The organism is Sedimenticola sp. (genome assembly GCF_050289425.1).
Lineage (GTDB): Bacteria > Pseudomonadota > Gammaproteobacteria > Chromatiales > Chromatiaceae > Sedimenticola.
Genome location: NZ_JBNKFS010000008.1, coordinates 58,053 through 71,086, shown reverse-complemented (window position 1 = coordinate 71,086; position 13,034 = coordinate 58,053). Strand labels below are relative to the sequence as shown.

General features: G+C 56.4%; 14 protein-coding genes. 7 read left to right on the top strand and 7 right to left on the bottom strand.

Annotated features, from left to right (window positions below; all coding sequences use genetic code 11):
• Window positions 1–2: 2 nt before the first annotated feature.
• The 6 genes from ACQY5R_RS07495 (at window position 3) to ACQY5R_RS07470 (ending at window position 7,006) form a co-directional block, all read left to right on the top strand.
• Entirely contained in the window at window positions 3–1,154 is a 1,152-nt protein-coding gene (locus ACQY5R_RS07495; RefSeq protein ID WP_428606465.1) for a cation diffusion facilitator family transporter, read from the top strand.
• 352 nt (window positions 1,155–1,506) lie between these two features.
• Window positions 1,507–2,913, top strand: coding sequence for a glutamate--ammonia ligase (gene glnA, locus ACQY5R_RS07490; RefSeq protein WP_428606463.1), 1,407 nt, complete (start codon window positions 1,507–1,509; stop codon window positions 2,911–2,913).
• A 262-nt stretch (window positions 2,914–3,175) separates the two neighbouring features.
• On the top strand, window positions 3,176–3,898 hold the full coding sequence (locus ACQY5R_RS07485; RefSeq protein WP_428606461.1) for a DUF4124 domain-containing protein: 723 nt from the start codon (window positions 3,176–3,178) through the stop codon (window positions 3,896–3,898).
• A gap of 187 nt (window positions 3,899–4,085) precedes the next feature.
• Window positions 4,086–5,186, top strand: coding sequence for a nitrogen regulation protein NR(II) (gene glnL / locus ACQY5R_RS07480; protein WP_428606458.1), 1,101 nt, complete (start codon window positions 4,086–4,088; stop codon window positions 5,184–5,186).
• Window positions 5,173–6,582, top strand: a complete 1,410-nt coding sequence (gene ntrC / locus ACQY5R_RS07475; protein WP_428606456.1) for a nitrogen regulation protein NR(I) — start codon at window positions 5,173–5,175, stop codon at window positions 6,580–6,582. Before glnL ends, ntrC begins: the two co-directional genes overlap by 14 nt.
• Before the next feature lie 25 nt (window positions 6,583–6,607).
• The gene (locus tag ACQY5R_RS07470; protein WP_428606453.1) at window positions 6,608–7,006 is read left to right on the top strand and encodes a hypothetical protein; all 399 of its coding nucleotides are present in this window, start codon (window positions 6,608–6,610) and stop codon (window positions 7,004–7,006) included.
• A gap of 44 nt (window positions 7,007–7,050) precedes the next feature.
• Here ACQY5R_RS07470 and ACQY5R_RS07465 read toward each other — a convergent pair whose 3' ends face one another.
• From ACQY5R_RS07465 to ACQY5R_RS07455, 3 genes are all read right to left on the bottom strand, one after another.
• Complete coding sequence (locus tag ACQY5R_RS07465; protein WP_428606450.1) at window positions 7,051–7,575, bottom strand: peroxiredoxin family protein; 525 nt, start codon at window positions 7,573–7,575, stop codon at window positions 7,051–7,053.
• 49 nt (window positions 7,576–7,624) lie between these two features.
• Entirely contained in the window at window positions 7,625–8,881 is a 1,257-nt protein-coding gene (locus ACQY5R_RS07460) for an HDOD domain-containing protein (RefSeq protein WP_428606448.1), read from the bottom strand.
• 116 nt (window positions 8,882–8,997) lie between these two features.
• On the bottom strand, window positions 8,998–9,966 hold the full coding sequence (locus ACQY5R_RS07455; RefSeq protein ID WP_428606446.1) for a dihydroorotate dehydrogenase: 969 nt from the start codon (window positions 9,964–9,966) through the stop codon (window positions 8,998–9,000).
• Window positions 9,967–9,984: 18 nt separating this feature from the next.
• Here ACQY5R_RS07455 and trmL point away from each other — a divergent pair, with 18 nt between their 5' ends.
• A complete protein-coding gene (gene trmL / locus ACQY5R_RS07450; protein ID WP_428606444.1) occupies window positions 9,985–10,449 on the top strand; it encodes a tRNA (uridine(34)/cytosine(34)/5-carboxymethylaminomethyluridine(34)-2'-O)-methyltransferase TrmL in 465 nt (154 codons plus the stop codon).
• 7 nt (window positions 10,450–10,456) lie between these two features.
• Here the strand turns inward: trmL and ACQY5R_RS07445 are convergent, their stop codons facing one another.
• The 4 genes from ACQY5R_RS07445 to ACQY5R_RS07430 all read right to left on the bottom strand — a co-directional run bounded on the left by ACQY5R_RS07445 (window position 10,457) and on the right by ACQY5R_RS07430 (window position 12,995).
• Window positions 10,457–11,470 carry an NAD(P)H-dependent glycerol-3-phosphate dehydrogenase gene (locus ACQY5R_RS07445; protein ID WP_428606441.1) on the bottom strand — a complete coding sequence of 338 codons (1,014 nt, stop codon included), beginning with the start codon at window positions 11,468–11,470 and terminating at the stop codon, window positions 10,457–10,459.
• 6 nt (window positions 11,471–11,476) lie between these two features.
• On the bottom strand, window positions 11,477–11,956 hold the full coding sequence (gene secB, locus ACQY5R_RS07440) for a protein-export chaperone SecB (RefSeq protein ID WP_428606439.1): 480 nt from the start codon (window positions 11,954–11,956) through the stop codon (window positions 11,477–11,479).
• Window positions 11,957–11,996: 40 nt separating this feature from the next.
• The gene (locus tag ACQY5R_RS07435; protein WP_428606437.1) at window positions 11,997–12,422 is read right to left on the bottom strand and encodes a rhodanese-like domain-containing protein; all 426 of its coding nucleotides are present in this window, start codon (window positions 12,420–12,422) and stop codon (window positions 11,997–11,999) included.
• A gap of 279 nt (window positions 12,423–12,701) precedes the next feature.
• On the bottom strand, window positions 12,702–12,995 hold the full coding sequence (locus tag ACQY5R_RS07430; protein WP_037374648.1) for an ArsR/SmtB family transcription factor: 294 nt from the start codon (window positions 12,993–12,995) through the stop codon (window positions 12,702–12,704).
• Between the last annotated feature and the right edge of the window lie 39 nt (window positions 12,996–13,034).

Below are 13,034 nucleotides of genomic sequence, written 5' to 3'. Positions count from 1 at the left end.
GCATGACCCAGATCACGGATCAAAAGCGTCTCCGCTATCAAGCCATCCAACGCGTTACCATTGTGGGGGTGTTGGTCAATCTGTTGTTGGCCGCCAGCAAAACCATCATCGGTTTCACCGCGCAGTCCCAGGCCCTGGTGGCGGACGGTATACACTCTCTATCCGATCTGCTGTCGGATGCGCTGGTCTACTTTGCCGCCAGGCATGCCCATCACGGGCCGGATGAAGCCCATCCCTATGGGCATGGACGTTTTGAAACCGCCGGCACCCTGGGACTGGGTATCCTGTTGGCCATCGTGGCGGTCGGGATAACCTGGGATGCGGTAGAAAGACTGTTTTCTCCCGAAGCCCTGCTCCATCCAAAACCGCTGGCCTTGTATGCGGCGCTGTTCTCTATTGTCGCCAATGAGGCGCTCTACCACTACACCGCAATCGTAGCGAAGCGGATCAAATCCGATCTGCTACAGGCTAACGCTTGGCACCACCGTTCGGATGCCCTCTCCTCGATCGTGGTACTGGTCGGCGTGGGAGGCACGATGGCCGGTTTGCCCTACCTGGATGCTATCGCCGCCGTCGGCGTCGGACTGATGATCGCCAAGATTGGCTGGGATCTAAGTTGGCCGGCCTTCCAGGAGCTGGTGGACGAAGGGTTGGATGAGGAACGTCTGGAGAGAATCCGCAAAATCATCCACCAGATCGGTGGTGTACAGGATATTCACATGCTGAGGACGCGACGGATCGGTGGTGAGGCGACAGTGGATGTGCATATCCTGGTTGAACCCTGGTTGAGCGTCTCGGAAGGGCATATGATCGGCCAGACCGTCATTGACCGTTTGCTGGAAGGGGTTTCGGAAGTGATGGATGTCACCGTGCATATCGATCCGGAAGATGATGAAAAGGCGATACCCTGTGAAGGTCTGCCTCTTCGGGCGGCCGCCGAGAAACTGCTGGCACAGCAGTGGCGAAGCATTCCCGGCGCTGAAAAGCGTTTGCGGGTTGTGCTCCATTATCTGGCAGGTAAAATCAACGTGGATGTTTACTTCTCTCTTGACGACCTGTCAGGGGAGGAGGCGCGACAGGCATTTATGCAGGCACTCCAGGCAAAAGCAGGGGAGCAGCCGGAGTTTGGTGTCATCAGGGTCTATTACGGATAGGCACCGTAATGGTGCATTATTGAATGATTACGCATTATTTTGGTGCACTTAAGGGATCCAGGAGTGCATCGACAATCCTGAACCTGTTCGATCCTACCCCGCACCCCGCTGACCTTGGAACGGCTAATTACCTGTAATTATTTCTGTTTCCTGCCTGGGGTGGAATCGTAGTAAAATCACCCGCTCTGTCTGGGAGGGGAGTCCAACGTTACCCAGACCGTGGCACAGTACTTGCTAAAACACAGGACATGCTTTGGCTGCCCCGCAGGGCATTCCGAAACGTAAGAATTTTCATTATGTGGCCACAGCGTGGCCCAAAAAATAATCTCAATACTAACTGCTGGAGAACCTCATGGCCTCAAAAGTCCTGAAGATGATCAAAGACAATGAAGTGAAGTTCGTCGATTTCCGCTTCACCGATACCCGTGGTAAAGAGCAACATGTCTCTGTGCCGGCTCACGTGATCGATGAGGACCTCTTCACCGACGGTAAAATGTTCGATGGTTCCTCGATTGCCGGTTGGAAAGGTATCAATGAATCGGACATGGTCCTGATGCCGGATGCCGAGACCGCGGTTCTTGACCTGTTTGCGGATGAAGTGACCCTGAATCTCCGCTGCGACATCCTGGAGCCTTCCACCATGGAAGGCTACGAGCGTGATCCCCGTTCCGTGGCCCGACGTGCCGAGGCTTACCTGGCTTCCACCGGTATTGCCGATGCTGCCTACTTTGGACCGGAACCCGAGTTCTTCATCCTGGACGACGTCCGCTGGGGCGCCGATATGAGCGGTGCCTTCTACAAGGTCGATTCCGAAGAGGCCGAATGGAACTCCGAGCGTGTCTACCAGGATGGCAACATCGGTCACCGCCCCGGTACCAAGGGCGGTTATTTCCCCGTTCCGCCAGTTGATTCGCTGAACGACATCCGTGCTGCTATGTGTCTGGCCATGGAAGAGATGGGCGTACCGGTCGAGGTGCATCACCACGAAGTGGCTACCGCCGGTCAGTGTGAGATCGGCACCATGTTCAGCACGCTGGTAAAGCGCGCCGACTGGGTTCAGATCCAAAAATATGTCACCTGGAATGTGGCACACGCCTATGGCAAGACCGCCACCTTCATGCCCAAGCCGCTGGTGGGTGACAACGGTTCCGGTATGCACGTGCACCAGTCCCTGTCGAAGGATGGCGAGAACATCTTCGCCGGCAACCTGTATGGCGGCCTGTCCGAAACCGCCCTCTACTATATCGGCGGTATCATCAAGCACGCCCGCGCACTGAACGCTTTCACCAACTCCTCCACCAACTCGTATAAGCGTCTGGTGCCGGGTTTTGAAGCTCCGGTTATGCTGGCCTACTCTGCGCGCAACCGCTCTGCCTCTATCCGTATCCCGTTCGTGAGCAGCCCCAAGGGCCGTCGCATAGAGGTACGCTTCCCGGATCCGACCGCCAACCCCTACCTGGCGTTCGCCGCCATGCTGATGGCCGGCCTGGACGGTATCCAGAATAAGATCCATCCGGGCGAGGCGATGGACAAGGACCTGTATGATTTGCCGGCAGAAGAAGCAGCATCCATCCCAACCGTTTGCCACAGCCTGGACCAGGCGCTGGAAGCACTGGATGCAGACCGCGAGTTCCTCACGGCGGGTGGTGTGTTTACCGATGACCTTATTGACGGCTTCATTGCCCTGAAGATGGATGAGGTCACCCGTCTGCGTATGACCACCCATCCGGTGGAGTTCGACATGTACTACAGCCTGTAAGCCCTCACGGCTTCAGTTCCTGTATCAGGCGCCCCCATTTCGGGGGCGCTTTTTTTTGACCTGTCACCGGGAAATATCCACCGTTTAAACAGGCTGTGATATAAGACCGCGTCTTGGCGAGCTAACTATTCCGGCCGGAAGAGGTCTTATTCTGATAGATGCGGCATGGATCGTGGGCGTTGCCATGACGTTCATCACCCTTTCATGACGTTCGGTTCCGGGAGTAGTTGAGGGCCTATTGACTGTGAGCTATGCTGACCCCATGAAAAAACTTCTCTTCTTCAGTTTGATCGCTTTCACGCTCGCTAGCCAGGCGGCTATCTATAAGTGGGTCGACAGCCGAGGCGAGGTGCACTATTCCGATACTCCGACCCGGGATGCCGAAGAGGTTCAACTCTCCGACCCGACGATCTACACACCGACCGGTTCCGGGGCGTCGAAATTAAACGACCAGAGTACGAATAGGCCACCGGAACAGCCTATCCATTACAGCAGCTTCGTTATTCTTTCTCCGAACAACAATGAGGTGGTTCTGGCCAATAACGGAAGCGTCGTAATCCGTTTCCAATCCCAGCCTGCGTTGCAACCCGGACACTATATCCAACCGGTTCTGGACGGGCGTATTCTAGACCAACGCCTGGGTGGCAATGAGCTGGTATTGAACAACATCGAACGGGGCGGTCACATGCTACACGCCAGCATTCACGATGCCGGCGGACGCTTGCAGGCCCGCTCCAATATTGTGCAATTCTTCGTGCGCCAGGTTTCCGTTGTTGAAGATGGGAAATCACCGACCCCCCCCGCATCCGGAAGCAGTGGTACCAGTGGGGCTGATGCACCCCAATTCAAGCCGGGCAGCAAGCCCGACTATTCCGGCCAGGCCCCGGCGGAATCGGGCTCGGACGCGAGTGCTTACAAACCGAACGGAAAATCTATCTCAACCACCCCTGGGCAATCGAACCCCGCCTTCAAGCCCAATTATTGATACCACACCCATCCGCTGTTATCGCAGGAAGTGATCCAAATTGTATTGCCACACCCTGCCTATGCACTAATATAGTGCGTAGGCAGGGTGTCATAGATGCCCATCCCCGGACAGGACCTCCTGATACGCCTCACTTCATCGCGAAAATTGCACCAAAACAGTTATTGGTTCGTTTTTTGCAGTAGGCATGGCAATGAAAGAAACATCGCACATCCCTGAAGCGTTACAGAAACGGATACTGGAGAATCTGAGCAGTGCCGTGTTGCTGTTCGACCATGCATTGCGACTGCAGTATATGAACCCGGCGGCGGAGATGCTGTTTGAAGTGAGTTTTCGTCATATGCTGGGCAATCCATCCGAGTCGCTGATCCAGTGCCCGGAAGGTGTGACCCGCGAGAATCTGCAACAGGCACTGGTCACCGGCCACCACTTTACCGAACGTGAATTGAGTCTGCCGCTGCCGGATGGCAAACGGGTTACGGTGGATTGCACCGTTATCCCCATCATGGACGGTGACGGCGAGACCGGTCTGCTGATTGAAATTCAGCAGATTGACCGGCAGTTGCGGATCAGTCGTGAAGAGCAGTTACTCTCCCAGCACCAAGCCGCCCAGGAGCTGATTCGCGGACTGGCGCACGAGATCAAGAATCCACTGGGCGGTTTGCGTGGGGCGGCGCAGCTGTTGGAGCAAGAGCTGGACGATCCGGCGCTCTGCGAATATACCCAGATCATTATCAACGAGGCGGACCGCCTGAAAAATCTGGTCAATCGGATGTTGGGCCCCGACCGCTTGCCCAATCTTCGGGAGTCGAACATCCATACCCTGCTGGAGCGGGTGCGCAACCTGGTATTGGCTGAATCGGGCGAACGTATCCAGATTATTCGTGATTACGATCCCAGTATTCCCGATCTCTATGTGGACAGCGACCGCATCATCCAGGCCCTGCTCAACATACTGCGCAATGCCGCCCGGGAGATCAGTGACAATCCCGATGGCCGAATCGTGCTTCAGACCCGCATTCTGCGCCAATTTACCATTGGCAATCGGCGTCACCGTCTGGTGGCCCAGATTGGTATCGAAGACAACGGCCGGGGTATTCCGGAGGCGATACGTGAGAAGCTTTTTTACCCGATGGTGACTGCCAGCGAGGATGGTGTGGGACTGGGTCTCACCATCGCCCAGTCCCTGATCAACCAACACGGCGGACTTGTAGAGTGCGCAAGTGAGCCGGGAAAGACACTATTCAGTGTGCTGTTGCCCGTGGAGAATCCTAATGCCACCAACTAACTGTGTCTGGGTCATCGATGATGACCGGTCGATTCGCTGGGTGCTCGAAAAGGCCTTTGAGAAGGCGGGGATGGCGGTGAAAAGTTTCCCCAGTGCCGATGGCGTAATGGAGACCCTGGTACGCGAACAACCCGATGTTATCGTCTCCGATATCCGTATGCCAGGTATGGATGGTCTTTCACTGTTAGAGCGTATTACCGCTTCCTATCCCCATTTGCCGGTCATCATCATGACCGCCCATTCCGATCTTGACAGTGCGGTGGCCGCCTTCCATGGGGGAGCGTTCGAATATTTGCCGAAACCGTTTGATGTGGATGAAGCCGTCGAGCAGGTATCACGTGCCTGCCGCAAGAGCCGCAGCGGTTCCCTGGCCCGGGTTGAAGAGATTCAGTCCAGCCCCGAAATTATCGGTGAAGCGGCCGCGATGCAGGAAGTGTTTCGGGCCATAGGACGGTTGGCCCGCTCCAACATTACGGTACTGATCAACGGTGAGTCGGGCACCGGCAAGGAGTTGGTGGCCCAGGCGCTGCATCGACACAGCCCCCGGGCCAAGCAGCCCTTCATTGCGCTGAATATGGCGGCGATCCCCAAAGACTTGATGGAGTCCGAGTTGTTCGGCCATGAGCGGGGTGCTTTCACCGGGGCACAGGGTCGACGGGTCGGCCGCTTTGAACAGGCCGATGGCGGTACCCTGTTTCTGGATGAGATCGGTGATATGCCACCGGAACTGCAGACCCGTCTGTTGCGGGTGTTGGCGGACGGCGAATTTTACCGGGTCGGTGGTCACGAGCCGGTGAATGTGGATGTGCGGATAATCGCTGCTACCCACCAGAATCTGGAACAGTTGGTCAAGGAGGGGCGTTTCCGGGAGGATCTGTTCCACCGCCTCAATGTGATCCGTATCCATATCCCCTCGCTACGCGAGCGGCGCGAGGATATCGGCTTGTTGATGCGTTATTTTCTCTCCCTGGCGGCGGAAGAGCTGGGCGTAGAGAGCAAGACCCTGTTGCCGGAAACGCTAGCCACCCTGGAACAACTGAATTGGCCGGGCAATGTCCGGCAATTGGAAAACACCGCTCGCTGGCTGACCGTCATGGCTTCCAGCCAGGAAGTGCATATTAAGGACCTGCCGCCGGAACTGTTGGAGTCGGAAGAGCCAAAAGTTCAGGGCGATGATTGGCGCGTCTCGCTACGCAGTTGGGCACGCAAGCGTTTGCAGCAGGGTCATGAAGCGCTGTTGGACGAGGTTACCCCGGTTTTTGAAACCATCATGATCGAATCTGCGCTGGAGCAGACTGGCGGCAGAAAGCAGGACGCTGCTAAACTACTGGGCTGGGGCCGCAACACCCTGACCCGCAAAATCAAAGAGCTGGGTCTTGAGGGTGGTGACGCCTAATAGCAGTTTTTATTAGGAATATCAAATGGATAGCAGCAGTATAGAATTGTCGGGAACGGCAATTGAGAGCATCCGGGTAGAGGACGACACCATCACCGTCCGTTTTGCTCCCGCCTATATTATCAAGACCCTTTCCGGTTCCACGGAGAGAACCCGTTGGCGACAACAGGGGAATCTGGTGTTCACCGGGGCTGAACTGGAGGAGTCGCCGGAGCAGACGCCGGCCATTTGCGTCGGTGGCGACGTGGGTCAGAGTGTCTACACCTATCGGGATATGCTGCCGTTGCCCTTCGAAGGGCGTGGGCGCGTTTACTGTGATCTACGTTTCGAGGGCAGTGAACGGCACCTGAAGGTGGTGGCCGAGGCGGTCAAGCTGAACATGGAAGATCGTCCTTACTATATTGAGCATATCCGCTCGTCCTGAGCAGATATGTCCGGGGTGACGCGATTCGCCATCCCGGATGGATGCTATCTGGGCAGCCCCAGTGCCCGGATCGGCACCAGCAATTCCGGGGTATCCCACTCCCGGCCACCGAGGGCGCGGTAGATAATTTTGCCTTCGGGATCCACCACATAAGTGACCGGCAGACGCATGGCGTCCCATGCGGTGGCCACAGAGGTATCCGGATCCAGCAGCACCGGAAAATCGAGTGGCTGCTCCTTCAGGTAGCGCTCGATCTGGGCGGCTTTCTCTCCGACGTTGATAGCGAGCAGTTCAACGTCGTATTTTTTTAACCAGGCCTTGGCCCGATTGAGTGAAGGCATCTCTTTGCGACAAGCAGGGCACCAGGTCGCCCAGAAGTTGACCACCAACACCTTGCCCCGGTAGTCGGCCAGCGTCCGTGGATTGCCTTGCGTATCCTGCAAGGCGAAGGCGGGAGCCGCCGGTTGCGCATCAATCGGAGTTAGCAGGCGTCGTGCGGCGGAGGCGGAACCGGAGCTTATCAGCATCAGCCCGATGAGGAGTGTGAAGAGATGCTTCTTTAAGTTCATGCAGATCATTCCAACGGAAGGTAATGGGTCATATTTATCGGTATGGAGGTCAGAGATTCAGCAGGGATTGGGCATGCGCAATCTGATCCTTGGCCTGCTCGAGGATTTTCAAACTCATGTGCGGTGTTAGTTCACCTAGTTCTAGCCGGCTATGAGCCGGGACCTCATCGATGGAAGGCAGGTGTTGCGCTTTGTTCTCTCCGATATAGCTGTGCAACTGGGCGATAATCACCAGATCGCAGTAATCGGGGGCATCCCCCTTATTGCGCATCCACTCTTCGGCTTCCAGGGCGGTAATAACGAAATCTGTAGGAAAGCCCCATTTTTTCATGATCATGCTGCCGATTTCCCCGCGCAAATGCTGTACCGCCCGGTCAATTGATTTGGCGTGCATGGTTTCTTCGGGAAAATTTCGTGCGTAATTGAGAATGGCGACAATGCCGATGTCGTGCAGCAGCCCGACCAGCATGGCGTGCTCGGCCTTGAAGCGGGAGTCATTCTTCGCCAATACATAGCAGAGGGCGGCCACATGGGTGCTGTGCTTCCAGAGCGCCTGCATACGCTTTTTCAGTAGCTCGGAGTCGGATTGGAACAGTTCCCGCAAAGCAAAGGAGAGCACCAGCTTGTGGGTAACATCACCACCCAGCCTGACCACGGCCCCGGCGCAGGTCTCCACCGGGTTGAGTCCGCCATACAGCGCGCTGTTCGCCGCCTTAATCAGTTTGGCGGTAATCACCGGGTCGATCTGAATTATCTCGGCAATTTGATGGGCGTCGCTGATACCGTCCTCCAGAGCGCGGCCGATACGGATGGCGACCTCCGGCAGACTAGGTAACTTCAGTCTATCCTGTGACAGGTCGGACAGTAGTATTTCCGAAAGCTGGTCTTCAAATACGCTCGGTTCGTGATAGAAGCCGCCGCTGACCTCATAGCCTTCAACACCGCTGGCTGTGCTATGGTTTTGTGCAATATCTTCCAGGTAAGCGTTGTCGATCAGCAGATAGCGCACTCTTGTGCCTGCCGTTGCCCGGTATTTACGCGGCCGCAATTGGGCAATCGGTACCTTGGCGGAAGGGTGCGCATCGGTGATTTCCCGCCGGTGATTGTCGGCAGAATCCAGAATCAGGCTTCCCTGCAGTAGAAAATAGGTGTTGTTGTCATCGCTATCCAACTCGAATAGCACTTCATTCGGTTGAGCGGTTTTTACCTCGGCCACCCCGGCGAGTAGTACCAATTGTTGCTCGCTTAGCGCTTGTAATGAAATAAAGCGCTTCAGCTCATCGATTGTGGGGCGAATTGATTCCATTTGCTAAACCCTGTAAACATCCGCCCTTCATTCCGGAACCGGGCTTCGATTGATCCGATCTGCTGACCTACACGGAAGCAACCTTTTGTGGGTTGGGTGCCGACGGTCCAGTTTGCTCAACAGCCGGTTTTAGCGGCTCTGGGGCTATTCAGCGTCAAGGTACCGGTTAACTGCCTGACGGACTGCAAGTCGTGTCTTTCAAGATAAGCTTTTATACCATGGTTTATCTTGCCGCATATCAAGGGGTCGTAAAAGAGTGCGGTGCCGATGCCGACGGCGGTGGCGCCGGCAATCAGGAATTCAATCGCATCTTCAGCGGTAGCGATACCCCCCTGACCGATGATGGGTATGCTGTGATCGCGGCAAACTTGATAGACCTGGTGCACTTTCAGCAGGGCCACCGGTTTAATGGCCGGACCTGAGAGACCGCCCTGATTGTTGCCGATGATGGGGGTGCGACTCTCGATATCGATGGCCATACCCATCAGGGTGTTGATCACCGCAAAGGCATCCGTTCCTGCCTCGATACAGCCGCGGGCATTGGCAGCGATATCGGTCTGGTTCGGTGAAAGTTTGGTGATCAGCGGCTTTTGGGTCACCCGACGGCACGCCTCCACCACACGGGCCGACATGGCCGGGTCATTGCCGAAGGCGACGCCGCCCTCCTTGACATTGGGGCAAGAGATATTGATCTCGATGGCATCAATGGGGGAGTCGTCGAAGCGACGGGTCACCTCCTCATACTCTTCGATGGTGGAACCGGATACATTGGCGATAAACCGGGTTTCGGAGAAGTCGAGGGTCGGCAGGATCTCCCGAACCACCTTGTCTACGCCGGGATTCTGCAGGCCGATCGCATTGAGCATCCCCTCCGGCGTCTCATAGATGCGGTGCGGGGCGTTGCCCAGCCGCGCTTCGCCGGTGGTGCCCTTGAGACAGATTGCGCCCGCATCACGGTTGCTAAAGCCGGCCACCCGTGTGTACTCTTCGCCAAAGCCTACACAGCCCGAGAGCAGTACCAGAGGCGTATTGAATCTGAGTCCGCAGAAATCGACGGCGAGGGGCGAGTCACTGATTGTTGTCATCAACTGGTTTCCAAAGTCATGTTTAATGTCGCGCTGTATGAGCCGGAAATACCGCCCAATACAGGTAATATCATACGCCTCTGTGCCAACAGTGGCAGTCGGCTCCATCTTATCCATCCGTTGGGTTTTACCCTGGAGGATAAGCAGCTACGGCGCGCCGGCCTGGATTATCATGATCTGACCTGTCTGCAGGAGTATCCGGATCTTGATGCCTTTCTGTCTCAGCATAGCCCAAAGCGGCTGTTTGCCTGCTCTACCCGGGGTCAGCGCTGTTACAGCGAGGCCGATTTTGAACCGGATGATACGCTGCTGTTCGGGCCCGAAACCCGGGGGCTTCCGCAGGCCCTGTTGGACCGGTTACCGCCTCAACAATTGATCCGGATTCCGATGCAGGTCGGTAATCGCAGCCTCAATCTTTCCAACGCAGTGGCCATTATCCTCTACGAGGCGTGGCGGCAGCAGGGTTTTGCCGGGGCGCGCTAGTCAACGATTATCCCGCTTCGGGTCGCGGGTCTCTCTCCAGTAGGGCCTGGACGGCCGTTTTGGGGTCGAGGCCCTGATAAAGTACCCGCTGGATCTGTTCGGTGATCGGCATTTCGACCCCCAGGGCACACGCCTTGTGGTAGATCTCCTGGGTGGCCATGACACCCTCCACCTCTTGGCCGATAGCCTGTTTTGCCTGCTCAATGGTTGCTCCCTTCGCCAGGGCCAGCCCCATGCGTCGGTTGCGGGACTGGTCATCGGTACAGGTCAACACCAGATCGCCCATACCGCCCAACCCGATGAAGGTCTCCATCCTGCCGCCCAGGGCTAGCCCCAGACGCATGATCTCGGTCAGCCCCCGGGTGATCAAGGCGGCGCGGGCATTGGCACCAAAAGCCAGGCCATCGGAGATACCGGCACCGATCGCCATCACGTTCTTTGCTGCACCGCCAATCTCCAGGCCGATGACATCACTGCTGGTATAGGCGCGGAAACAGTCGCTGTGCAGGTAGCCGGCGATCCGCTCAGCATAGGCGGCGGAAAAGGCGGCGACGGTGACGGCGGTCGGCAGACCGGCCGCCACCTCTTTGGCAAAACTGGGACCTGAAATAACCGCAATGGGATAGTCCGGGCCCAGAATCTCCTGTGCCACTTCGTGAAGCAGGCGGCCCGAAACTGGCACCAGCCCCTTGGTAGCCCAGCAGATCCCCGCATTGGATGGCAACCGCGGGGCGATGGTCCGCAACACATCGGCAAAGGCGTGGCTGGGCACCACGATCAACACTTCATCAGCGCCGTTGAGTGCAGCATCGAGATCGGCCACCGGGCTCAGTCCATCGGGAAAAGGGATGCCGGGCAGAAAAGCGCGATTTTCTCTTTCTTGCGCCAGGGTGCGCATCACTTCCGGTTGGTGCCCCCAGAGCCGTACCTGCAAGCCGTTACGGGCCAGCAGGATAGCCAGCGCGGTACCCCAGGAACCGGCGCCGATTACAGCAAAGGTGGCGGGCGACGGGTCGGCCATTGCAGTTTAGTGAGTGGCTGATTCGGCGGCCGCTTTCTGGCTCTCCTGCTCATGCATATGCTGGGCATAAAGCTGGTCGAAGCTGACCGGTGTCAGGAGTAATTGCGGGAAACTGCCTTTGCTAACCAGGTCGGATACCACTTCGCGGGCATAGGGGAACAGGATGTTGGGGCAGTAGGCTCCCAGCATGTGGCCCATCTCTTCTTCGGGGAAGTGGCGAATGGTAAAAATACCGGCCTGCTGGACTTCCACCAGGTAGGCGGTTTTATCACCCAGTTTGGTGGTAACGGTGACGGTCAGTACGATCTCGTACAGGTCATTTTCCAGCTTGCTGACGTTGCTGTTGAGATTCAGGCTCGATTCCGGTTTCCACTCCTGGGTAAAGATGGCCGGTGAGTTGGGCGTTTCGAAGGAGATATCCTTTACATAAATACGCTGCAGGGCAAATTCGCGGCTGGGTTCGGTTGCTTGGGCATTGTCGGTCATAACTAGTATCTCGGTTGTCGGTCAGTGTGATGGAAATAGGTTATCTCTTTTTGCTGATGGGTAGGCTGTCACTTTGCCAAGCCAGCATGCCACCCTGCAGGTTGTAGACTTTTTCGATGCCGGCACCGCGCAGAACCTTGCAGGCGGCGGCGGATTGGGCGCCAGAACGGCAGACGACGATAATGGGTTTGTCCTTGTGTTTGGCAACTTGATTGACCTGATTTTTCAGCGCCGTATTGGGAATATTGATGGCATTAACAATATGCCCGTTGTTGTAATCGCCGATCGGCCGGACATCTACCACCACGGCCTCCTCGCGATTGATCATCTGGGTTGCCTGCAGGGGCGTAATGGAGGATTTGCCACCACTGCTGGCCAACAGGTTTTGAATGATCAAGACCAGCACTACCACGAGGGCAGAGAAGAGGATAATGTGGTTTGTTATGAATTCGATAAGCTGTTGCATGAATCTCGGCTGCCAGGTGTCGTTGAAAAAGGGGTCACAAGAGGAGGCACATTCTAGACCAGGGGGCTGGTCCATACCACGGTTTATGCAGGAAATTGCCCATCAGATTCCATCGGCCGGCAAGCCGGGCGCGGTTTTCGCGAGCGGCTTAGGCCTTGCATGGAGTATTTGGGGCAATCCGTCCCTGGAGTCGTCCGTGGCATAAATCCATCCCTGGATAAAACAAAACGGGAAATTAGCTTCCCGTTTTGTTATTTATGCGGGTCCTGGAAAGGCGGGTCAGTGTCCGTGGGAGCAGAATACCTCACGCATCATACCGATCAACTTTAATGTCCGAGAATCGCTGACCCGGTAATAGACCCGGTTGGCATCCTTACGGGAGGCAAGGATGCCCTTGTCACGAAGAATGGCAAGGTGTTGCGAAATATTGCTTTGAGAGGTTCCCACGTGTTCAACGATCTCTTGAACACTGACCTCCTCATCACCCAGGGTGCAGAGGATTTTGAGTCGTAAGGGGTGAGACATGGCTTTGAGCGAGCGGGAGGCGCGCTCAATATCCTCATCATCCGCCATCAGGTCGACGTCGTTATCGAAATTGTGCGCTGACTCAAG